The sequence below is a fragment of the Endozoicomonas ascidiicola genome (assembly GCF_001646945.1).
GTDB lineage: Bacteria > Pseudomonadota > Gammaproteobacteria > Pseudomonadales > Endozoicomonadaceae > Endozoicomonas > Endozoicomonas ascidiicola.
Genome location: NZ_LUTV01000006.1, coordinates 68,628 through 93,279 on the forward strand (window position 1 = coordinate 68,628; position 24,652 = coordinate 93,279).

Genomic DNA, 24,652 nt, shown 5'->3' on the forward strand with positions numbered 1-24,652 from the left:
GGCTATTTGAGAGCCTGCTCCGTCTCCTGACTCTTTCTTGGCTTATTGGTAAATAAACCGTCCAGTGTCATATTCGGATCATCGAACGAGCCTTTGATCCGATACCTGATGCTGGCCAGCTGATCCACCTGCTTGCCCAGCAGCTTATCAGCAAGATAAATAATGCCTGCTACCTGTGGTGCTGTGCCCATTAATACGCTGAGAATCGGAAGGTTCGACGACACCGGCAATGTTACAACCAGGCTGAGATCAAGCGTCTCTTGACGTGTATCAACCGTGCCATCCAGCTTAAAGTTGGATGATGGCCCTTCCAGCTCCATGGGTGAGTTAAAGGTAATGACACCTCGATTAAACTTAAGGTTGGCCTTTAATTTATCGAAACTGACACCTGACGAATACAGATCAGAGAAATCCAACTTCAAACGCCGAGCCAGGGTTTCTGTATTAAAGATGCCAAACAATTTCAACGCTTCTGAGGACGCATCCAGTTTCTTTAAACGCCCTTTTTTAAACACCAGATCAATATCACCCTTAAGCGAAGCCACTCCAATGCCCGCCGGTGAACCTTCCCAGTTAAGGTTGCTGGTAATGCGACTTTCTTTCGCTTCAAGCCAGCCGGAAAAGCCCAGTGCTTTTTGCAGTTCCTGAATTTCCGGGCCTTTCAACGATGCCTGAACCCATGTTCGTTGCTCACCATTGGTTTCAATCCAGTCTGCCAGACCACTGAGTGTTAAACCCGATAGCGTGCCCTGAAGATCATTCACTTTCAGGCCATCCTGAGCATGGCGCAGTTTGAAAGCCGCTTTGGCCGGTGCTCGATCCCCAATCTGAAAATGTTGAATATTGACATCCACATTGGGCAGGTTTGCTGGATTTACCTCAGCCAGTGGGTCTAACAATTCACGCTCATCGTCGTTTATTTTTTCAGTCGCATTACTATCCGCTTCAGCCAGGTAGAAATGATCCACATTCAGACGCCATGGTGTGGAATTCTGATTGGGAATCCAGACAAAACCTTTAGCCATTTGACTATCAAAACCAATCTGCATACCCACATGATGTTGATACGGTACCGATTGTTGTAATGAAACGGCAACATCGGAGAATTGGTTATCTCCGTAAGTCAGGGAGCCAATGCGTACATTGTCCACTTCTACCCGGGAGGCAAGTTGTTGCTCTCCAGGCTTGCCAGGCTGCCCGGAAAACTCCTCCTTCCAGGGAAGCAGATCCAGCTGTGGCAACAACCCGGTAATAACAAACCGGCCATCATCCGGCAGATCCGATTTTAGCGTCCCTAATTGATCATTACCCAGAGTAATCAGCGCCGATTCCGGAATAAAACCTTTCCCAATCCCCATGGCAAGTTGTCCCATATTTTCCAGAGACACGTTCAAGCTATCTCGTTCAGTGCCCTGAGTCAGTGACAGGTTAAACCATGAAGCGACATCGGCTGACTTACCAACCGGCGCGGGCAATTCAATTTCGATACCCTTGAGATTGCTATCAATCGTCAGTGCAATGCCTTCACCATCATAATGAATATCGAGCTGGCCGTGATAGTCTGCAGCGCCTTCTAATAAACTCAACCAATCTTGATCCAGCCAGGTTTGCAAGCTGGTAACGGATATTCGGCTGGACCAATCTATGGTCGTCAACAGAGGCGTTTGCTCATCCTCTGTAGAGTTGATAGTGGACTTCTTGATAGTGGACTTGATGATTGCCTTGACTGGCTCATCAAACAGATTGCCAGACAACTGTTGTGAAAAGAAACCTGTCGTCGAGTTAAAGGATACATCACCCTGAATATCACTGATATGAATGCCCTGCTCAGGCAGGCCAAATTCAAAATCCGTGACCTGCGACTGGATATCAACGATCGAACTACCCAGATTATTCAGGGGTAATGACAAACCTAACTCGGCTTCCAAAGCGCCATTCAAGTGCCACTGTTCAGCAGCGCCCTGCATTAATTCATTGATGGGCGTTTTGGTCAGAAAGTGCTTCAGGGTATTACCATCGCCCTTAACCAGACCATTAATATCCAGCACCAACCCTTCGTTCAGGGGTAGCAGAGCGTGAATGTTTTTCAGTTGACCGCCGGCAGATTCCGCGTGGCTGGCAATCACCTCCACTTGATCATCATTGACAAACACGTCACCCTTAAGGCCAGTAATTACAGGCCATTCAGGTGCGTATTGAAGATCAGCATCCAGCAGATCGAAAAACAACCCCCATCGGTTATCCAGAGGACCATCGACGCCCACTAACGCGCCGTTATAGATAAAGCCACCGGAGGCGATATCGCCTTTTTTAATGGCGGTATCGAGCCAATGCACTAAACCTGCGTCCATAGGAATCAGCGCCGGTAGATATTTACCGGTATGCCGCGCATCACCATTGGTCATGCCAACGGTTAGCGCCATGTCAAGAGAATCGCCGACCTCAGCAGTTAGCGGAATATCAAGACGAAGCTGGCCTTTCAAATCGCCTTCCGGACCGGTTAATGAAAGGTCGTTGGATTTCAGAACGTACACATCATCCACAACATCCCAATAGATTCGTCCATCTGCCGTCGTATAGTGCCAGGTTTCACGAAAGAGCTTAGGAAAGCCCAGCTGAAAATCTTCACTGTCCAAATCCAGGTAGCCTTTCAGCAAACTCATTCTCAACTGGCCGCTGACATTCCCCCCGGAAGGTGCTCCCTGCCAGGCATCAACGGAAATATTATTGAGTGTTGCGCTTAAATCAAAATCAAAGGGCTGCCGGGAGGGAAAGATACGGAGCGCCAAATCCTGCAAATCACCTTTAGGGTTTAAGGTGTCAATCAAGTTTGTCACTCCTGCTGGCATCGGAGCAACATCCACCACCAAACGTTTCAGCAGATCAAGGTTCAGATTTTCTGTGGCAACTGTGATCGTATAATCATCCTGTCGACCACCGGTGAGATACCAATTATTGCTCCATTGATAATGACCGCCATCACTAAGGAAATTTTCTAAATGAACGTTGTTCAACCAGATTTGCCAATGAGTGCTCAAGTAGGAGGACTGCTGCCCCTGCATAAATAACTCGGTACTGGCCACCAGACGACTTTCGTTATTAAACCGATCCTGATAGACCAGCGAAGGCATCGATAATCCACCCTGCACCTGCCAGGCACCACCATCAAAGCGCCATTGCAAATCAGCTGCCACCACAGCACTGCGCAAGCCGTCCTCACAGCCGGACCAGAGCACGCAGAGTTGTTCAACATCCAGATCGACCGCATTGATTTTGCCTTGCCAGCGATGGAAACCCGCTTTATTAGAAGCAACCGAAAGAAATCCACTGCCGTTTATCTCCAGAGAGCCCTCTTCCACCTCAACTTTGGCTTGCAGATCTTTTTGCTCATCATCCGTGAGCACCCTCAGATAGCGACCAACAATACTTTGCTGCTCACCATCAGGGCTTTGCAGGTTCAGACGAACATTTTCAATATCCACCATGTTTTGCAAAGAAAGCCATCGCAGCAGCTTGCCATTGTTCGGTGTCGTCTTTTCGGTTCTCAAGGAGGATCCGGCGATGCTTTCAATACCGGACATAGACCAGCGAGCACCATCGCCTTTCACCAGATCAAGATAAGCGCCCTGAATCTCAAGGGCATTAAATACCAGAGAGCGATTCCACAAGGTTTCTCTGAGGTTCAGCTCCATATCAAAGCGATCAACTCGAAAACCCGCAGATTCGGCCTTTTCGCCTTGCAGCTCCAAGCCACGAAACGAAAGCAACGGTTCTCCGCCATTCCATTGAGCAACAACAGATTCCAACTGCAATTCTGCATTCAGATGCTCTTCAACCAATCGGGAAAGTTCTGGTTGAAGGTTCGGCAAACTACTGAATAAAAGCCTGCCAAGGGCAACAAAAATCACCAACAGGGTGAGCCCGGTAAACAGAAGCCTCCAGCTCCACTTCATCAGCCACATCACAATCTTATTTAACAAAGTGGCCCTGCCCTGAGTTAAAACGAAAACTGCCTGAGAAACAGGCAGTAGGAAAGAAACGAATAGGTAATTTTACCGCTAGAATGACGGTTTATACCAGCACTACATCAAATTGCTCTTGAGTATAAATTGATTCCACCTGGAAACGAATGGGCTTCTTGATAAACTCCCCAAGGTCAGCCACGTTATTGGACTCTTCTTCCAACAAGCGATCAATGACAGCCTCAGAAGCCAGCACCATATAGCCGTCACCGTCATAGGCGCGCTCAGCCCGGAGAATTTCCCGGAAAATTTCGTAACAGACGGTTTCTGCCGACTTTAATGTGCCACGTCCCTGGCAAGTAGGACAAGATTCACAAAGCACATTCTCCAGGGATTCCCGGGTTCGTTTGCGAGTCATCTCCACCAGCCCCAGCTCACTGACACCGGTAAAGTTGGTTTTGGCGTGATCCTGCTCCATGGCTTTTTCAAAAGCCCGCTGCACCTGTCGCTGATGCTCCGTGTCTTCCATATCGATAAAATCGATAATAATAATACCGCCCAGATTGCGCAGACGTAGCTGACGGGCAATCGCCACGGCCGCTTCAAGGTTGGTTTTATAAATGGTTTCTTCGAGATTTCTATGGCCAACAAAGGCGCCGGTGTTCACATCGATGGTGGTCATGGCTTCGGTTTGATCCAAAATCAAATAACCACCGGATTTCAACTGGACTTTTCGACTTAACGCTTTGTTGATTTCATCTTCAACACCAAAGAGGTCGAAGATCGGTCGCTCACCGGAATAGTATTCCACCCGACCATCAATTTCCGGTACCAGTTTTTTCACAAACTTTGATACTTTTTCAAATGTCTCTTTTGAATCTACTCGAATCCGTTCGATATCAGGGTTCACCAGGTCACGCATGGTTCGCAAATGCAGAGGCAGGTCTTCATACACATTGGCCGGCGCTTTGCTTTGCTTAATATTTTCTTCAACCGATTCCCAGAGCCTGCGCAAAAACAGAATGTCCGCACCAATTTCATCGGCACCAATCCCTTCAGCGGCCGTTCTCAGAATAAAACCACCCCCACAGGTTTCACCTTCTGGTGTTTTCAGGCACGACTCCACCAACTCCCGAAGCCGCTCCCGCTCTTCAACATCTTCAATTCGTAAAGAGATGCCCACATGATTATTCTTGGGCATATGCACCAGATACCGGGCAGGAATAGAGATATGCGTGGTCAGCCTGGCACCTTTAGTACCTAGCGGATCTTTTGTGACCTGTACGACCAGAGACTGACCTTCATGAACCAATTCATAAATCGGCCGCTCCTGAACGTCGTCGTTGTGCTTTTCCTGTCGTGGCGAGATTTCACTGGCGTGAATAAATGCCGCCCTTTCAAGACCAATATCAACAAAAGCCGCCTGCATGCCTGGCAGCACACGAACAACCTTGCCTTTGTATATGTTCCCCACAATCCCCCGACTGCGAGATCGTTCCACATAGATTTCCTGAAGTACCCCGTTCTCAACCAGAGCCACCCGAGATTCCATGGGGGTGATATTCATAAGAATTTCTTCACTCATCCCAGTCCCTCTATCCTTTTAATGCATTGACCAATATTTCCTTTCGTTCACATCGCTACAAGGACGCATTGGTCAATACACCGCCAGATGGCTGCATACCATTTCTGCTTTTAAAGCATGGGCTGCGCAGCTATTTTAAGCTGCAACAGTATTAGATCATAACAGCATTTCCCTACCTGTTTTTTATTCTTCAACAATTAATTGCCTGACAATTGCCTAACAATTGCTTAACTGTTAGACCATACGGGCACATCGAACTCTGACAGCAGCCTTGCCGTTTCCATCAAAGGAAGGCCAACAACCGCTGAAAAACTCCCTGCAATACTGGCCACCAACACGGCACCATAGCCCTGAATAGCGTAAGCGCCTGCCTTATCAAAAGGCTCGCCAGAGGCAATATAGTCATTAATCAGTTGATTAGTCAGGTCATTAAAGACAACTTCTGTAGTCACCACCTCAGAAACAGCCCTTTCTCCATCAGACAAAGCAATCGAGGTCATTACCTGATGTTTCTGACCCGATAGCAGCTGCAACATTCGACGAGCGTCGTTTTCATCCTCTGGCTTACCCAGAATCTGCCCATCAAATACCACGGTTGTATCCGATGCCAGTAGTGGCCGTTTTTCCTTTTTCGAATGCAATAGCCGCTGCCATCCGGCGATGGCTTTTTCTTTAGCCATACGCAACACATAGTCAGAAGGGCGTTCTCCAGCTATTGGTGTCTCATCAATGGAGCAAACTATCTTTTGAAAAGAAACACCAATTTGCTGGAGCAATTCAGCACGTCGGGGGGATTGGGAGGCTAGATAAATCATCACAAACCTATGGGTTTACGGTATCAAACAACCCGGAAATAACGTCTTAAAAAACGCAAACCGGACATCATCCACGGCCAGATCAACGCGCTGGAAATTGAAGGCAATAAATACCAAACCGACGGAATCGTACCACCCAGGGCACTGCGCAACCACACCAGCAAGATCTGATAGAAAGCGATCAGGAGGAACACCATAAATGCCTGTTGCCACACGGGAAACAATCTAAGCCGTCGATGCATACTGAGCACTACAAATGCCAGCACCAGCAACCCAAGAGAGCTGAGACCGAACATGCTGCCCTGAAAAACATCCAGCAACAGCCCGGTAATGAAGGCAAAGAACAAACCAAAGCGATCTGGCAATGCCAACACCCAGTAAATCACCACAATGGGCACCCAGGCCGGGCGTATTAGAGACAACCACTCAGGTAACGGCATAATACTGAAGATGGCCGCCGCTAACAGCGTCATCCACACCACCCAGTGGGCATTTGGCTGCTGTGTCATGGTTCGTCTTCCTTACTACCCGCGCCACCAGCCTCTCGGTCGATTTTCAGATCTGGATTCAATTCCGCCATTTCTTTTATTTCCCGGAACACCAGAAGCACGACCCGGCTACGATTCACTTCCGCCAGTGGCTGCACCTTAATAGATGCGAACGCTTTTCCCGGGGTATGTTCAACTTCGGTTACCACGCCCACTGGGTATCCTTCCGGGAAGATGCCCCCCAAACCGGAGCTGGTCATCAGATCACCCACAACAAAATCTTCTGTCACCGGAATATGCAGCAACTCCATCCGATCGGTTCTGCCAGAACCTGCAGCCACCGTCCGATATTTTGTGCGATTATTCTGAACAGGGATTTTTGCCGCCTGATCCGTCAGCATCAATACCCGGCTACTCAATGGACTGACTTCGATCACCTGGCCCATAACACCGTGAGCATCGAGAATCGCCTGGCCAGGATACACCTGATCCATCTCGCCTTTATTGATAACCACACGATGCCGGAAAGGGTCCGGATCCACACCCACCACTTCAGCCACCAGAACCTGCTCATCCACCAGCCCGGATGAATTCAGTAATTCACGCAGCCGGATATTCTGTGCCGTCAGCGAGGCCAGTTTCTGGACTTTTTGTTCGAGAATAAGGTTTCTGGCTTTAAGGCGGGCGTTTTCCTGGAGTAAACCACTGCGAGACATGACTAATTCGGAGGCCGTACCCCAAACTCGTCCGGGCAGGTCAGCAAGAAACAAAACAGGAGTAGCAGCAACCGATAACCATTGCCGAACCTGTTGTAAAGCCCGATAGCTGTGATCAAAAAACAACAGCCCCAGCGATAAAATAATAAGAAAAACAAATCGGGTAACCAGCGACTGGCCTTGACTGAAAATCGGTTTAATGACCTGCTCCTTACCAGGCTAGCTTACACAAAAACAGCAACACCCCAATAAGAAGCATTGCTGTTTTTAACCATTGGCGCCTGCATCAATCAGTGGATAAAAGATCCATGCGATGCCTGTCCATCATTTCGATCGCCTTACCACCACCGCGAGCCACACAAGTCAGCGGATCGTCTGCAACCAGAACGGGTAAGCCGGTTTCTTCACTGATCAACTTATCAAGATCGCGGAGCAGCGCACCACCGCCGGTCAATACCAGACCGCGCTCAGCAATATCTGACGCCAGTTCTGGTGGAGACTGTTCAAGTGCACTTTTCACTGCCTGAACAATCGCAGTGAGCGACTCCTGAAGCGCTTCCATAATTTCAGTGCTATTCAGGGTAAAGCTTCTGGGAATACCTTCCGCCAGATTGCGACCGCGAACATCAATTTCCAGCACATCATCGCTAGCGTAAGCAATGGCAATTTCCTGCTTGATACGTTCTGCCGTGGCATCACCAATCAAGCTGCCATAATTGCGGCGAACATAAGTGACGATGGCATCGTCAAACTTATCACCGCCAATGCGAACGGATTCAGAATAAACGACACCACTCAAAGAAATAATGGCAATTTCAGTAGTACCGCCACCGATATCCACGACCATGGAGCCACTGGCTTCTTCAACCGGCAAGCCCGCACCAATCGCTGCAGCCATAGGCTCTTCGATCAGATATACTTCCCGCGCACCAGCACCCAGCACGGATTCACGAATCGCTCGCTTCTCAACCTTGGTGGATTTACACGGCACACACACCAATACCCGAGGGCTTGGCTGAATAAAACTGTTTTCATGCACTTTATTGATAAAGTGCTGAAGCATACGTTCACAGACGTCAAAGTCGGCAATCACGCCGTCTTTCATAGGACGTATAGCGGTGATATTCCCAGGTGTTCTACCCAGCATCCGCTTTGCATCTGTGCCAACAGCGACGACACTTTTCTGGGTTCCCAGATTGCGAATAGCAACAACGGAGGGTTCATTTAACACTATGCCCTTTTCACGGACATAGACCAGAGTATTGGCAGTTCCAAGGTCGATCGAAAGATCGCTGGAAAACAAGCCACGTAACCTTTTCAGCATGTTATGGATTACCTTGATGCAAGGCGTGGTGAATATGATTTATGAAACTCTAACAATGCTGCCAGCATTGGGCAAGCAGCAATTTATCAATGTGAGAGCATGTACCCACAACTTTGCCATTTAGTTTGAACGCACATCACAATAACGGCTGCCCATTTCTGGTATTCACTTGCGCAACCGTCCCTTTTGTCAATGGATTCAAAATATCTGTCGAAGAGACATCAACAAAATCAGTCCTATTGTATAGCGACTGATACCATTTGTAGTAATTAATTCGTTGCTATTGCGCTCTAAGAAGCTGTTCATGATCTTTTGCGAATAGCAAAAACGAGGAGAAAATGTTCCTGTTTTTCAGTTTTTTGAGGCGCATAGTGGCGCTACGTAACGAAGAAAACTGAAGAACAGGGCGTTTTATCATCGTTTACAGCTCGCAGAAAGATTGTGAACAGCTTCTAAGCAGCTGGACCGCAAAACAACATCAGGTATTTGCTTTTGCTATTGATGACTATAAAGCCCGTTTCCCCTTGAGAAATCCTTGCACAGCCCATACATTAACCATAATTTTTCAGGTTATTTATTCAGGAGATAGCTCGCCAATGGCCATTGATGCCTCTGAAGTCCAAAAAGTTGCCCATCTGGCAAGACTTTCTATCAGCGATGATGCCGTGGATGCAACGACCACCACCATCAGCAGCATTCTGGAACTGGTTGACCAGATGCAAGCCGTGGATACCCAGAATGTCGAACCACTGGCCAACCCTCTGGATGCAACTCAACGACTGAGAGCAGATGTCGTCTCCGAAGACAATCAGCGGGAAAAACTCCAAAGCTGCGCACCGGCTGTTGAAGACGGACTGTTTCTGGTCCCACGGGTTATTGAATAATCCGGTCACCATCCACAGCTCCTGACAACGTATTCAAGCGACCGATTCCCATGTATCAAAAAACCATTGCAGAACAGAGCCAAGCCCTGGCCTCTGGTGAAATATCCAGTGTCGAGCTGACCCAGAGCTACCTTGATCGCATTAAACAGCTGGACGGTGATATCAATAGTTTTATCACCGTTACAGAAGAGCTAGCACTGAGCCAGGCCAACGCCGCCGACGAACGTCGTGCAGCGGGCAATACCGATGCCATGACCGGTATTCCAGTCGCCCACAAGGATTTGTTTTGCACCGATGGTGTGAAAACCTCCTGCGGCTCCAAAATGCTGGATAATTTTATTGCTCCCTACGAATCCACAGTCACCAGCAAGTTTAAAAACGCTGGCGCAGTGATGCTGGGCAAAACCAATATGGATGAGTTCGCCATGGGCTCTTCCAACGAAAACAGTCATTACGGCCCGGTAAAAAACCCGTGGGATAAAACCGCCATTCCCGGTGGTTCTTCCGGAGGCTCTGCCGCTGCGGTGGCAGCTCGTCTGGCAGCCGGCGCAACCGGTACGGATACCGGCGGCTCCATTCGTCAGCCCGCTTCCCACTGTGGCATCACTGGCATTAAACCAACCTATGGTCGTGTATCCCGTTACGGCATGATTGCTTATGCCTCCAGCCTTGACCAGGCAGGCCCGATGACTCGCACTGCCGAAGATGCCGCCATCATGCTTAACACCATGGCGGGATTTGACGAAAGAGACTCTACCTGCCTGAATCGTGAAGTGCCTGACTACACCGCTACTTTGAATGATTCTCTGGAAGGCCTGACCATCGGTCTGCCAACCGAGTATTTCGCTTCAGGCCTGGACAGTGACGTTGAACAGCAAATTCGTAACGCCATCACAGAATACGAAAAGCTCGGCGCCAAAGTTAAAGAAGTCAGCCTGCCCAATGCCAAACTGTGCATTCCTGCTTACTATGTAATCGCACCGGCAGAAGCTTCTTCCAACCTGTCTCGTTTTGATGGTGTGCGCTTTGGTTATCGCTGTGAAGATCCAAAAGACTTAATGGATCTTTATATCCGCAGCCGCAGCGAAGGGTTCGGAGAAGAAGTCAAACGTCGTATTATTGTTGGTACTTATGCGCTGTCTGCCGGTTTCTATGATGCGTACTATCGCAAAGCACAACAGATTCGTCGTCTGATACGTGATGACTTCTTAAATGCTTTCAAAGAGTGTGATGTCATTATGGGACCAAACGCACCAACATCGGCTTTCGATATTGGCTCCATGAATAATGACCCGGTCGCAATGTATCTGTCGGATATCTACACACTGTCGGTTAACCTTGCCGGATTACCGGGCATGTCGATTCCAGCGGGCATGGCCAACAACCGTCCTGTAGGCCTGCAGGTAATCGGACAACACTTTGATGAAGCCCGACTGCTCAATATTGGTCATCGTTTCCAGCAGGCAACTGACTGGCACACACTCACTCCAGCACTGGTATAGGACGCACAGATATGCAATGGGAAACCGTTATCGGGCTGGAAATTCACGTCCAGCTGGCCACAAAAACCAAAATTTTTTCCGGTGCCTCCACCGCTTTTGGTGCTGAACCTAACACTCAAGCCTGTGCTGTAGACCTGGGTCTTCCGGGTATTCTGCCAGTAGTGAACGAAGAAGCCATCAATATGGCCATTAAGTTTGGCTTGGGCATTGATGCTGAAATCAACAAAATTAACGTATTTGAGCGTAAAAACTATTTCTACCCGGATCTGCCAAAAGGCTATCAGACCACACAGCTGGAAAAACCAATTGTTGGTGCCGGTCATGTAGACATCACTCTGGCTGATGGTTCAACTAAAAGCATTCGCATCCATCATGCACATCTGGAAGAAGATGCCGGCAAAAGCCTGCATGAAGACTTCCACGGCATGAGCGGCATCGACTTAAACCGTGCCGGTACTCCGCTGATCGAAATCGTTACTGAGCCGGATATCCGCACTTCAGAAGAAGCCGTTGCATTCGCCAAAAAGCTGCACTCCATCGTCACCACGCTTGGCATCTGCGATGGTGAAATGTCTCAGGGCTCCATGCGCTTCGATGTAAACGTCTCTGTTCGTCCAAAAGGTCAGGAAGAACTGGGCACCCGCACCGAAACCAAAAACCTGAACTCCTTCAAATTTATGGAAGCCGCTATCCATAAAGAAGTAGAGCGTCAAATCGACGTACTGGAAGATGGCGGTAAAATCACCCAGGAAACCCGCCTTTACAATGGTGACACCGGTGAAGCACGTTCCATGCGCAGCAAAGAGGAAGCCAACGATTACCGTTATTTCCCCTGCCCGGATCTGCTGCCAGTGGTGATTGACGACAGTCGTCTTGAGAAATTAAAAGCCGATATGCCAGAAATGCCGGACGCGAAAAAAGCACGTTTTATCGCTGACTTTGGCCTGAACGATTACGACGCTGAAATACTGTCCGGCGATCAAGCCACTGCCCACTACTTTGAAGCCTCCGTAGCTGTGAGTCAGGATGCCAAACTCTCTGCCAACTGGGTAATGGGCGAACTGTCCAAATCCCTGAACCAGAGCAGCATCGCAATTTCTGCAAGCCCGGTAACCGCAGAAATGCTTGGCGGCCTGATCCAGCGCATCAAAGACAACACCATCTCTGGCAAAATCGCCAAAGAAGTCTTCGAAGCGCTCTGGAATGGTGAAGGCACATCAGCGGATGACGTCATCGAGAAAAAAGGTTTAAAACAAGTCACCGACACCGGTGCTATTGAAACCATGATCGATGAAGTGCTGACAGCCAATGCCCAACAAGTTGAAAATTATCGAGCCGCACCAGAAGACAAACGCGGCAAGATGATTGGCTTCTTCGTGGGCAAATGCATGCAAGCCTCAAAAGGTAAAGCCAACCCCGGTATGGTTAACCAGATTTTGAAACAGAAACTGGACGGCTAATGCAGTATATTTACCTGCCAGATTATTTCTGGTGGGTAAATACGACAACTTTCAATTATTCCCTCTTATTTTCAAAACCAGCAAGCACCATCAATTCCCAATAAATATCAAAAAATAAAATCTGAATAACATTTCCATATCGCCAACCATTTAAAAAGATGCTAGCGTAATCCTTATGGATGAATAGTACGTATGTACTATGTTGTAAGCACTGTCCATTCAACAACTCCAAAACAAATAATAATAATGGAGAAAAAATATGAGGATTAAGCAGTCCTGGCTTGTACCAGCTCTGCTGGCTTCAGTGCTAGCACTAAATCTGGCTGGATGCCGGAGTGGCGGCAACGACAATGCTGTCGATAACACCACAACCTCCACCGACAACTCAAACTTCCCTGATAATGCCATTTTTGTTTCGACAGAAGGCAATCTTGGCGAAAACATATCCGAAGCCTTTATCGAAGCAAATAATGGAGACACTATTGTTCTTCCAGAAGGCCGCTTTGAAATTGATAGAACTCTGCTATTTGATGGCAGCACTGCCAATGCGCGGAATGTCACCATCACAGGGTATGGCATGGACGAAACCATACTGGATTTTGAAAATGCGGACTCCGGCGACGGCATTTATGTTCAAAACACCAACAATATTACCATTCAAGACCTGGGTGTTTACGAAGCCAAAAATAATGGTATCAAACTGAAAGATACCAATGGCATCATCCTGCGCCGTGTTTCCACAGTCTGGGAAGGCGAACTGAATGAAGATAATGGTGCCTACGGCCTTTATCCGGTAGAGTGCCAAAATGTACTGATTGAAGACTCTTATGTTCGGGGTTCTGCAGATGCAGGTATTTATGTTGGTCAATCAGATTACATTGTCGTCCGTCGTAATATTGCAAAAGAGAATGTGGCCGGCATTGAGATTGAAAACTCAAAATACGCAGATGTCTATGATAATGAAGCCACTGGGAATACGGGCGGCATTCTGGTTTTCGACCTCCCCATAGGCAACCAGCTTTATGGCAACAGTGTTCGTGTATTCAATAACCGGGTTATTAGTAACAACACTGAAAACTTTGCAACAGACGGAACCTTTGAGGGTGGCGTCCACATTGTTCCGCCGGGCACTGGCGTTATTATTCTTTCCACCGGTGGCGTCGAAGTTTTCAATAATATCATTGAAGATCACAAGACCATGGCTGTGGCGGTTTCCAGTTATTTGATTGCAGAAGGCCCGGATTTGGGCGCATTTGTGTTTAAACACGGTAGCACCATCGCTGATGGATGGCGTTTTATTCCAAGAAATATTTACATCCACAACAATGAAATTTCAAACACCGGTTATGACCCTGATGGAGAGCTGATAGCTGATATTATTAGCACTTATATGGGTCCGGTTGGTGCGCCCAGCTTCCCAGCCATTCTTTATGACGGCATGGGAGAGTTCTTTGCCAATGCCGGTTTGACAGCAGAGGCAGGTATTGGAAATGCAGAGCCACCATTTGCAGAAGATGGGTCCGATAATATCTGCGCCACCAATAATGGCGATATTTCATTAGGCCAGATCTTTCTAGGTGATCAGCAAAGTCCTACCCCTGCTTTCGCGTATACCCCCAACCCTGCTGATCCATCACTGGAACTGATGAACTGCACCCAGCCCTCGCTTCCTGTCCACCTTGTCACCTATGGCAGCGATATCTTTGGCTGTGGAGTAGACGACGACGTAACGGGCTGCGATGGTGGTAATTTCAAAGCAGGTCAAGGTGATATTGGGATTGGTGATGGAGGCCTTGATGGTAATGGCAACGAAGCGTTATGCGACTTAGATACCTCCGGGGTCAACTGGAGCGCGTTACAGGAAGCCAACTGCCCGAACCTGTCCGACTACAACCTATTCTCTGACAACACCAATCCAAAGGGAGAAACCACCGATAACAGTGGCTTGCCTTACGATCTGAACACCGCTCTATTTTCCGATTACAGCAGCAAGTATCGCTATGTATTTGTACCTAACGGTGAAACCGCGGAATATCAGGATCAGGAAGTGTTTACCTTCCCGGTAGGCTCCGTTCTGGTGAAAACCTTTGCTATGCCGGACAACACCAGCACCCCCGGTAATGCAAATGAAGAGTTACTGGAGACTCGTCTACTGATTCGCCGAGCTCATGGATGGGATGCCTTGCCTTTCGCCTGGAACCCGACGAAAGACGACGCAACACTGGCAAAAGCAGGAAGGGTTATCAATCAATCAGTAGTTCATGACGGTGAAGCCTTAACCTTTGAGTACACCATACCAAGCATTAACCAGTGCGTGCAGTGCCACCAATATCAAGATACTGAAGGCGTCCGGTTTGAACCTATAGGACCAAAAGCCCGACACCTGAACAAAGACTTCATGTACACAACAGGAACCTCAAACCAACTGAGCATGTGGTCTAACATGGGTATTTTGAGTGGGGTACCGGCAGATCTGGCATCACTACCAACAATTCCAAAATTTGGCTTACTGGGTAATGGTGATCTGAAAGTAGCGTCAGATGAAGAGATCATGAATCTCGGTAAAGGTTATCTGGATATCAACTGTGCTCACTGTCACCGCAATGAAGGAAATGCCTCCAATACAGGCCTCAACCTAGAGTATTGGCGTAGTTACGAAGGTAATTCAACTGCGCACGGTGCCTGTAAGACACCCGTTGCCTATGGTACTGATGCTGTCTCATCTTATGATGTTGTCCCGGGCGATGCTGAAGATTCGATCATGCATTACCGCATGGTAAGTACAGATCCTGGTGACCGTATGCCAGAAATTGGTAGAAGCCTATCTCACGATGCGGGTGTTGAGCTGATCGCCGAATGGATCAACCGCCTACCTGAACAAGTGTGCGATCGCCCAACATAACTACCTTCCATAGCAGAACCAGAAAACTGGTTCTGCTTCTTTATTAGCATGCAAGATAACCATGCTGCGTATTCACGAAGGCTAAGAACAATAATAATTTCGGATGCTCAAAAATGAGAACAATAAGCTCAATCTCATCATATTTTATAAAGGTGTTGATGATCGTCGGAACCATTGGTTTTTTATCTGCCTGTAAAGATGACAGTTCAAGCACACCAGCTGCAACCGATGCGAATACAGAAAACTCATCCTCCGGTGTAAGAATGAACGAAGTTCAATATTTAGGAACTCACAATAGTTACCACCCAAAACCACCTGATGATGTCGTTTTCATTGCCAATAACCTGGGTCTTTTACCTGAAGCGTATGCAGATGCAATTAGAGACACCAAAATTGATCTAATTATCCCAACTCTGGAATACAGGCACTCGAGCTTAACTGAACAGTTTGAAGCGCAAGGTATACGACAAATAGAACTCGATGTATTTCTTGATCCAGATGGTGGAAGATATGCAAATAGAAGCGTGCTTGCACTACTTGGAAAGGATCCTGCGTCAGGTATAGCAGAACTCAACCAACCGGGACTCAAAGTACTTCATATTCAAGAAATTGATTACGAGAGCACTTGCTACACATTTATTTTGTGCCTTTCTGAAATTAAAACATGGTCTGACAGCAACCCAAATCACCTGCCAATAACGGTACTGATTGAAGCTAAGGATGAGGTTATCCCTGATCCTGGTATAGGCTTTGCCATTCCTTTGCCATTCGATGCCGATGGACTTAATGAAATTGATGAGGAAATTCGCTCAGTATTCCCCGACTCAAAACTCATCACTCCAGACAGCGTACGTGGCGACGCATCAACATTGGAAGAAGCCATTTTGACCCAAGGCTGGCCTCTTCTCTCAGATGCTCGCGGTAAAATCATGTTTGCCCTCGATAACAATAATGCTGCTCGCACTCTATACATTGAAGGTCATCCTTCCTTATCCGGAAGAGTCATGTTTACAGACTCAGCCCCAGGAACACCAGAAGCCGCATTTACTAAATTTAACAACCCGGTCAGCAACTTTGATAGCATCAAAGACCTTTCGAAAAGAGGGTATCTTGTTCGAACACGAGCCGATGCTGACACAAATGAGGCAAAAGAGAATAATACGATGAGACAGGAAGATGCCTTTAATTCTGGCGCTCACTTTATCAGCACCGACTACCCTGTACCGGATGACCGCCCAGAATTTAATAATTATTCAGTTTCAATTCCCGGCGGAGGTATAGCAAGGTGCAACCCAGTCAGCGCTTCAAACGCCTGTGATGATAATGCGCTGTAATATTTATTAGTCAAAAGACGATAACACCGGGACAGATCTCTGACCCGGCATGCTCCCTACATTTACACTAATCTCTTTTCAGACCTACTCAAGAACAACAAAATTCCCACGATACCAACTAAGCACTCCTAACACAGGGCTTGGAAATGAACCGTGGGTATCTTCTTGTTGCACTTATTTTAATATCCAACATTTCACAAGCCGACTGGCAACCCGATAGAGTCAGCGTTGGCCACGGCAACTTTTTCAGCCCATTTGCCAACCGCACTGCTGATATCCAACAATATCGACTTGGCCTGATTTGGGAGGTTAGCAACGAACTCTGGTCATCTGAAAATACTCAATTACAAAGCTATGTTGAGCTGGCTCTTGGAAAGTGGAATAGCTCATTGAATCCGGCTTTCAACAACCAAAGAATCGGTGCTGATAGCGTCAACCAGATAAGCGTAAGCCCGGTCTTTCGCCTGACCAGTCAACAGCCAGCATGGGGAAACTCTTACCCATTTCTGGATATGGGCGTTGGCCTTAGCTATCAAAGCGAAGAGGATATTGAACAGAAGCACCTGACTGGCATCAATATGGGGGGAAACTGGCAGTTTGAAATTCGCGCTATGATTGGCATGGCTTTGGGTGAAAATAGAGATTTCGAAATCAGTTATGGTTGGATGCATTACTCAAATGCGTATATCCACGATGCCAATGAGGGAATAGATTTTCAAACCCTGCAATTGACCTATCGTTTCAGGTAAACTACTTAAATATAATCAGGAGCTTTGTTCTCATTGATACTGGTTGGATAAAATTCATCCAGCAAGTAACGATTCAGTGTGAACCCATATTTCTGGCCATGCTCCTCATTTATCTGATCGCAAATTTCCCTGTAAGATTCATCAATAGCAACAATCTTCGCTTCCATAGACGTTGAGTTCAAAAAAACAGAAACGCGTGCCCCATTATTAATAAGACATGAAAAAAAGCCTCTAAAAATCGACTCAAGACCATTAATTGTTCTTCGTATTTTTTGCTCACCCCAAATCAAACAGGCTTGTTTAACCCTGTAAAAGTACTCCTCCATACAATATTGAAGCAAACATATATGAGAAGCTTGCCCCGATCTAACCAACGTCCTATAAGAATTTACATTAAGCGTATAGTTTTCATTTTTATACTGTACTAATAGTTTAAGAAACTCCAACTGAAAATTTGAAATAGACAGCTCAAGGGCTGTAGATGGCCCCATAACCGTGCTATCAAATTTATCTGGGTGAGCACCACTTATAAGAAGTAATTTAACCAGTTCATTTATCTCATTTCTGTCATCCGAACTACACATCAGCACTGAAAGTGCCGTTTCACAAGTCTTGGTTTTTTGCTTAACAATATATGAGACTGCGTTGACATCCGCCCCACATTCAATAAGCGTATTCGCCACACCCTCCATTACCTCACTAAAATGAAGTGCATACTGCTTCACCATGATAAATAGAGGATAAATAACATAATTTTTACCAACCGCAGGCTGATTAACATTACTACCTTTGCTTACTAACAATCTAAAACAGTCCCACATCCCAGTCTCTATAGCCAACGTTAAAGGAAAAGCCATGGAAGAAGGCCGCAATTCACCAGTTGGCGATTCTTCAATTCTAAAAAAAAGAGAGTCGCAACGCGCACCAAACAACAACAAATTACACACACTTTCGCTATACGACTTACGTAAACCAGAATCCTTTGTATGAATAGCCAAATAGAGCATGAAATTCAATAAACTGGCAGCCATTAATAAACCACGAAACCGAAACAAAACAACCTGATCAACATCAACTTTCTTTTCTCGAACAAGAAAAAACCAGTCATCCTGTTTCAGCACAAAGCCACACCTAAGTACATGAAATAATGGAGGAAGACTTTCAACACCCACTGAATCTTCAAGCGTTATGACATTCAGCAAATATTTTTTTTGAATAGACTTCAATAGATCAGTATTGCCATTTCGAGATTTTATCTCACCGACCAATACCTTTATTAATCTTGTATGAACAAAATCAACTTTATCTTTCGCCTCAATAATTTCAGTGGCTTTATATTTCTCTACTAGATCCATATAAACAAAAAAATCTTTTAAGCCACCTTGATCTGCAAACACCTCTCCCCGATACGCACTATCCACAGAAGACGACAACGCCTTTTGTGGAGATACCGGGATAATATTTTTTTTAAACTCTTCCTTAGCCCTCCTCTTTCTTTTAGATCTTCTGCCTTTATTTTTTGGTACGATATCATCATGACTTTCATTACTTTTTATGGTCTCAATGCTTTCTTCCAACACCTCACCAATCACACAGGATAAATCATTCAAACCTGCGCCACTTACATTTGGCAAAGATTGGAAACTCCCCCCTTGAATAGTGGAAACATCATGATCAACCTTTACCCCACTGACACAGTCGGCTTCTTTTGAAAAACCAACACAATTAAAATCGTCGCTATTTACTGAGTTTGTAACCTCCCCAGTTAACCGATCACCCTCACAAAATTCTTTTTTAATTAGCTCTGATCTACCAACATCGTAAGCTAGCACTGGTTGATCAGACTCTGAATTTAATAAACACTCATTTTCCTTTAAACAAAATAGGCTATTCGCAATAAAACCATTTCTCTGCTTTCTATTATTGCTGATATTTTTAGGAGAAAAACCATAGAAAAACTCATCTTTATTATTCTCATACTCCAAACCTTCAAGGTTTAGGGCATTATTTTTCAACATACTGTACAAGAGAGCTCTTCTACCGATAAATTTATCTCGCAACCTCGCATCACATTCAGACATATTATTTATAAGATAATTAATATCCGATAACACTTGCTCAAATGTGACCAACGGCACTTCATAACTATTCCCTTTAACATCAACACTATATCTGGCAACCTCTGACCGCCATAAAACCGGGAAATCAAGATCTGTGACATCAGCTCCCCCCAACTTAGCATTTGCTGAATCCGGAGAGACCACATCCATTTTAAATACGATTTCACGTTCACGATGAACATGCAGGCTTTGTACTGAACCCGTAATAACCACACCTGTTTTTTTTATATCCAGCGCAGGAACATCCTCATTAATAAAAAGACAATTTTCTGTTTTTTCCGAGATTTCAACAGTAAAATCATGCCTGTTCAATTGCTGCAACACCTTACAAAACAATTTTCCCCATGGTTCAAGCGTAGAATCAACACGGGTTGTCACGACATCATAATCACTGTTCATCCTGATATTTTGCAATTCTTGATTGGATAGTAATTCTTCAATGGCAATTTGGTCGACATCTTCACTTCGTTGTTTCTGACTCAACATATTCTCAACATGATGCAAGTAGGCTCGACTACCGGATATAAACAAATCTTGCTTAACACCTAAAACAGCCATCACTCGATAGAATACCTGCTCGATATGATAAAATACGATTGATTCAATACCTTGTGATATACCCTCCGTAGACATATAGTTAATTTCAATTAAGTCATCAGAGTCAACAAACCCGATCTCTCGTAAGCTTATTTTGCAAGAAGGTTGATGGCCTTCACCCTCTTCTTTTTCAACTTTCTGGGTAGTACCCTGCAATATAAGCTGCCGGCTCTGAGAGGCAATATTCATTAACATCCTGATCGTTAAAACAGAAGCACCTGTTGGTTGAACAACCAAACGGCTTGCAACCAATATTCTTAATGATTTTTATCACAATATAAAAAGCCGACTCTTATAAAAAGTCGGCTTTCTCAGTTTATCTCTGATCTAGGATTTATCCATTAATCAGGAAATGAACCCAAACACTGGCTGCATAACCCAGGCCAATAGCCCAACTCCAACGCAAGTGAGAAACAAAGGTATAAAGCCCTTTTGATGTTCCCATCAACGCAACACCGGCAGCAGAACCTACAGACAGCAAGCTACCACCCACACCTGCAGTCAACGTAATTAACAACCACTGGAACGTATCCATCTCTGGATTCATACCCAGAATGGCAAACATCACAGGGATGTTATCCACTACGGCGGAAATTACACCGGCAATAATATTGGTCCAGGTGGCACCAAGGCCTGCATACATGGATTCCGAAACCACATCCAAATAACCGATATAACGCAACCCGCCAACAGAGAAAATAACACCAAAGAAGAACAACAGGGTATCCCACTCGGCATGGGCAACTTCTTTGAACACATCCATTTTGGTTTCTTCCGGCCCATGTGGACGAGCCGTTAAACGACGTCCACTGGTCAACCCCTGAATATGCATAAAGTAGGTGTAAAACATCAGCAAGGCCAAACCGGTCATCATGCCCATAAACGGCGGTAGACCAAGCACTTTTTCAAAGCTGACGGCCAGAAAAATCGTCACCAGGAACAAAAAGCAGATCATCAGGCCGCCACGACGAATCTGGCTTTGAACCTGTACCCCCATCGGACGCCCCTTAGGAATAAAGAGGCTCATGATCGCCGCTGGAATCACGTAATTAACCACGGCAGGGATAAAGAGCGTGAAGAATTTAAAGAACTCCACTTTGCCCGCCTGCCAAACCATCAGAGTAGTGATATCGCCAAAAGGACTGAACGCGCCCCCTGCATTGGCAGCCACCACCACGTTGATCATGCCAAGAGTGATAAAGCGTGGATTACCCTCCCCTACGGCCATAATAACAGCGCCCATTAATAGCGCCGTGGTCAAGTTATCCGCAATTGGCGAGATAAAAAAGGCCAAAATACCGGTGATCCAGAAAAGCCCAAAGTAATTAAAACCTTTGGTGATCAACCAGCATCGAAGCGTGGCAAAAATTTGCCGGTCTTCCATGGCGTTGATATACGTCATGGCCACCAGCAAGAAGAGGAACATCGCCGCATATTCTTCCAGATCGTGCATTACCGCACTTTTCAGCTCTTCATGACTGACACCTTTTGCCGAGGCCATAAAGGCGATCAAAGCCCATATCAAGCCCGCGGCCATAATCACCGGTTTAGACTTTCTGAGATGCAACTGCTCTTCTGCCATAACCAGACAGTAGGCAACCACAAAAATTACGATGCAAGCCCAGGCCAAAGGGCTGGATGTCATACCCAGAACCTGATCAGCAGCGGTGGCGGAAGAAGGCAGCAAAGCTAAAGCTGCCAGAGAGAGGAGTCTTTTCATTATTGTATTCATCTTTAGTAACTGGTACACGGCATCCTTTGCCACCAGCGTGTGCATTGAAAGCTCTAATTAAAAGTCTAATTAAAAATTCTGTAAAATTCGCGCGCAAGGATACAGGCACGGAAGAGGAAGTGCAAAAAGCAGTCTGGATTAAAAACGGACATTTTAAGAACACAATCGATTAAAAATTCGGCACATTGTCAAACGGTCGCCCAATTTCCTGTATACACTCTATACAAACTATTGTTCAGTTTAGTTAGCTTAATGTTTGCACTCAGCGATGCTTGCACTAAACGACAACTGTCTTGTTATTTTCAGGTGATGCTTGATGTCTATTGCTCCAAGGCTTAAATCATTTCTGAACCGGAACGACATCGATTATGAAGTGGTTTCCCACCCTTACTCCGATGGCGCACTCAATACAGCCAATGTCGCCTGCGTACCCGCCAAGAATATGACCAAAGCCGTGGTTCTCAAAGATGAGCAAGGCTATGTCATGACCATTCTTCCTTCCGTTAACAAATTAATGCTGCGCTGGGTGAACTCCAAACTGAATCGTCACCTTCATCTGGTCAGTGAGCATGGATTGGAAGAGCTGTTCCCAGATTGTGAAAGTGGTGCGATACCGGCCATAGGGACGGCATATGGAATTAAAACCTGCTGGGATGACGAGCTCAACGCAGTGCAGGATTTGTACTTTCAGGGCGGGAATCATCGAGAGTTGGTGCATCTTCAACGGGAGCAATTCAAGCAGTTACTGCAAGGGGAACCTCACGCAGCGATCAGTTGCCCACCGGAAGAAATGGAAGCGTACTCAAAGGATTAACAAGGACTTAAAAAGTTTAACGACTTCTATCGTATGATTTTTTTTACAAACAATACCACAAACAGAGCCAGTGAAAAGCTGCCAGAGAACGCCTCAAAGGCAGCAACGACGCGAGATAACCCCAATGGCGTTAAATCCCCATACCCAAGGGTGGTAAAGGTGACGATACTGAAATAAAGACAATCCAGCCAATAGATCAGATTTACCCCCAGGGCCTGATTTTGATCAAAACGAACCACTGCACCATTATCCAGAATCCCTGTGCACAGGTAAGCGAATGAACACAACAGAATCAATACCAGTGAACACCCGATAACTTTCTGGGGCGATTCGCCATAGCCGCTAACGATATCCACCAACCATGAGAAGCACCGCTTCAATGAGTATTTTGGCATCTGTCGTCGTTCATACACTTTTTCCCGGTAGTAAAAATCCCCAGCTACCGACATCATGCCAAGGCGCTCACATTGTCTGCGAATATTCCGGGCGGACTCTTCCGCTTCTTCATAAATAGACACGGCTTTTTCAGGGCAGGCAACCGCTTGCGCTTCCTGATACAACTGGTCGCCCCAGTTAATATGATCCAGTGAACAGTCCCGAAGTTTAACGCCCAGAAGATTACAACCTTCCAAATTGGCACGATGCAAATTCGCATGGGACAAGTCAGCTTTAAACAGACGGGATCCGGAAAGATCCAACCGAAACAAATGGGCATTATGAAGCGACGCACGACTCAAGTCAGAATGAATCAATCGATAGGCCGTCGATCCCTCATGGTTCACAAGATTCACGCCTTCAAGGTTAGCCTTGATCAGTAAAAAACCTTCCATAGGGCGACCTGTGCGAGCACGTTTCTCTAATCTGACTTTCACGTCGGCCGTCGACTTATCCGCTTCCGGATCATGCCAGAAACAAAAACGACGACCGGGTTCTACCTCGTCACAGCATCGCCCTGTCTTACCAGAAAATACACATTGTTCATCGATTCCGAGCGATAGTTCCATGATCGAGCCTGAGTCTGCTGATTTTCTCCTGAATATATCGTCCACCCTTATCCAGACTGTACCTGCCGGTAAGGGGTGCAGACCTTGGCATAGTCAATTAGAATGCTTGTCTAAACAGATTGGAATAAGCACCATGAGTACAAAAATAAGACATCTTCTTGTTCTAACCAGCCTGCTACTGACACCGTTGCTAAGCCAGGCAAACACTGACGGCCTCCCCTGCCCAGAAAGCCCGAACTGCGTCAGTAGCCTGGTTGAGGGGCAACAATTTATTGCCCCCTTTATGTTCAAAGAAAGCGACAAAGCCAAAATCCACGACATATTGGTCAACGCTCTGGAAAAGTCCTCCAACATCGACATAAGCGGCAGTAATGGACACATTATCCACGCCGTGCGTACCAGCCAACTGTTTAAGTTTGAAGACGATATTATTTTACTGATCAACGGTGATGGACGGGTTGATGTTAAATCGGCTTCCCGAGTTGGTTACTACGATTTCGGCGCCAACCGCCGTCAGATAGAGAGCCTGAGACAGCGCCTGAAAGCAGAGTTGGTCGAATAACGAGGGCTTTTCCGCCTACGCAAACAACACTAAATTTGTGTACAATTGCCGCCCTGAATTCGCTACCTGCATCTCCTGCTATACCGGACTGCGTAGCCATCA

17 protein-coding genes are annotated in these 24,652 nt (G+C 46.4%); 8 read left to right on the plus strand and 9 right to left on the minus strand.

Annotated elements, in window-relative coordinates:
- Positions 1 to 2 precede the first annotated feature (2 nt).
- The 6 genes from AKL11_RS17365 to AKL11_RS17390 form a co-directional block, all read right to left on the minus strand.
- Complete coding sequence (locus tag AKL11_RS17365; RefSeq protein ID WP_157673637.1) at positions 3 to 3,953, minus strand: YhdP family protein; 3,951 nt, start codon at positions 3,951 to 3,953, stop codon at positions 3 to 5.
- 118 nt (positions 3,954 to 4,071) lie between these two features.
- Entirely contained in the window at positions 4,072 to 5,547 is a 1,476-nt protein-coding gene (gene rng, locus AKL11_RS17370; RefSeq protein ID WP_067519869.1) for a ribonuclease G, read from the minus strand.
- A gap of 227 nt (positions 5,548 to 5,774) precedes the next feature.
- Positions 5,775 to 6,362, minus strand: a complete 588-nt coding sequence (locus AKL11_RS17375) for a Maf family protein (protein WP_067519870.1) — start codon at positions 6,360 to 6,362, stop codon at positions 5,775 to 5,777.
- 23 nt (positions 6,363 to 6,385) lie between these two features.
- A complete protein-coding gene (gene mreD / locus AKL11_RS17380) occupies positions 6,386 to 6,871 on the minus strand; it encodes a rod shape-determining protein MreD (protein ID WP_067519872.1) in 486 nt (161 codons plus the stop codon).
- Positions 6,868 to 7,767: a rod shape-determining protein MreC gene (mreC, locus tag AKL11_RS17385; RefSeq protein ID WP_095210475.1), complete on the minus strand. Its 900-nt coding sequence runs from the start codon at positions 7,765 to 7,767 to the stop codon at positions 6,868 to 6,870. The genes mreD and mreC overlap by 4 nt, the downstream gene beginning before the upstream one ends.
- A gap of 85 nt (positions 7,768 to 7,852) precedes the next feature.
- A complete protein-coding gene (locus AKL11_RS17390; RefSeq protein ID WP_067519875.1) occupies positions 7,853 to 8,890 on the minus strand; it encodes a rod shape-determining protein in 1,038 nt (345 codons plus the stop codon).
- Between the two features lie 596 nt (positions 8,891 to 9,486).
- Here AKL11_RS17390 and gatC point away from each other — a divergent pair.
- The 6 genes from gatC (at position 9,487) to AKL11_RS17420 (ending at position 17,721) form a co-directional block, all read left to right on the plus strand.
- The gene (gene gatC, locus AKL11_RS17395) at positions 9,487 to 9,774 is read left to right on the plus strand and encodes an Asp-tRNA(Asn)/Glu-tRNA(Gln) amidotransferase subunit GatC (RefSeq protein WP_067519876.1); all 288 of its coding nucleotides are present in this window, start codon (positions 9,487 to 9,489) and stop codon (positions 9,772 to 9,774) included.
- Between the two features lie 50 nt (positions 9,775 to 9,824).
- Positions 9,825 to 11,276, plus strand: coding sequence for an Asp-tRNA(Asn)/Glu-tRNA(Gln) amidotransferase subunit GatA (gene gatA / locus AKL11_RS17400; RefSeq protein WP_067519877.1), 1,452 nt, complete (start codon positions 9,825 to 9,827; stop codon positions 11,274 to 11,276).
- A gap of 11 nt (positions 11,277 to 11,287) precedes the next feature.
- Positions 11,288 to 12,736 carry an Asp-tRNA(Asn)/Glu-tRNA(Gln) amidotransferase subunit GatB gene (gene gatB, locus AKL11_RS17405; RefSeq protein WP_067519878.1) on the plus strand — a complete coding sequence of 483 codons (1,449 nt, stop codon included), beginning with the start codon at positions 11,288 to 11,290 and terminating at the stop codon, positions 12,734 to 12,736.
- A 259-nt stretch (positions 12,737 to 12,995) separates the two neighbouring features.
- Positions 12,996 to 15,638 (plus strand): parallel beta-helix domain-containing protein, encoded by a 2,643-nt coding sequence (locus tag AKL11_RS17410; protein ID WP_067519879.1) that lies wholly within the window; start codon positions 12,996 to 12,998, stop codon positions 15,636 to 15,638.
- Positions 15,639 to 15,751: 113 nt separating this feature from the next.
- Positions 15,752 to 16,972 carry a phosphatidylinositol-specific phospholipase C1-like protein gene (locus tag AKL11_RS17415; RefSeq protein WP_095210476.1) on the plus strand — a complete coding sequence of 407 codons (1,221 nt, stop codon included), beginning with the start codon at positions 15,752 to 15,754 and terminating at the stop codon, positions 16,970 to 16,972.
- 146 nt (positions 16,973 to 17,118) lie between these two features.
- On the plus strand, positions 17,119 to 17,721 hold the full coding sequence (locus AKL11_RS17420) for an acyloxyacyl hydrolase (RefSeq protein WP_067519881.1): 603 nt from the start codon (positions 17,119 to 17,121) through the stop codon (positions 17,719 to 17,721).
- A gap of 5 nt (positions 17,722 to 17,726) precedes the next feature.
- On the opposite strand, the gene AKL11_RS17425 is transcribed toward AKL11_RS17420, so the two are convergent.
- Together AKL11_RS17425 and nhaD are read right to left on the minus strand one after the other, a co-directional pair.
- The gene (locus AKL11_RS17425) at positions 17,727 to 20,627 is read right to left on the minus strand and encodes an ankyrin repeat domain-containing protein (protein ID WP_067519886.1); all 2,901 of its coding nucleotides are present in this window, start codon (positions 20,625 to 20,627) and stop codon (positions 17,727 to 17,729) included.
- 145 nt (positions 20,628 to 20,772) lie between these two features.
- A complete protein-coding gene (nhaD, locus tag AKL11_RS17430) occupies positions 20,773 to 22,158 on the minus strand; it encodes a sodium:proton antiporter NhaD (RefSeq protein WP_067520522.1) in 1,386 nt (461 codons plus the stop codon).
- A 328-nt stretch (positions 22,159 to 22,486) separates the two neighbouring features.
- Between nhaD and AKL11_RS17435 the strand changes: the two genes are divergently transcribed.
- A complete protein-coding gene (locus AKL11_RS17435) occupies positions 22,487 to 22,984 on the plus strand; it encodes an aminoacyl-tRNA deacylase (RefSeq protein ID WP_067519888.1) in 498 nt (165 codons plus the stop codon).
- A 26-nt stretch (positions 22,985 to 23,010) separates the two neighbouring features.
- Here AKL11_RS17435 and AKL11_RS17440 read toward each other — a convergent pair whose 3' ends face one another.
- Complete coding sequence (locus AKL11_RS17440) at positions 23,011 to 23,988, minus strand: pentapeptide repeat-containing protein (RefSeq protein WP_067519890.1); 978 nt, start codon at positions 23,986 to 23,988, stop codon at positions 23,011 to 23,013.
- A 133-nt stretch (positions 23,989 to 24,121) separates the two neighbouring features.
- On the opposite strand from AKL11_RS17440, the gene AKL11_RS17445 reads away from it, so the two are divergent.
- On the plus strand, positions 24,122 to 24,550 hold the full coding sequence (locus AKL11_RS17445; protein WP_157673638.1) for a DUF1499 domain-containing protein: 429 nt from the start codon (positions 24,122 to 24,124) through the stop codon (positions 24,548 to 24,550).
- The last annotated feature ends 102 nt before the right edge of the window (positions 24,551 to 24,652 follow it).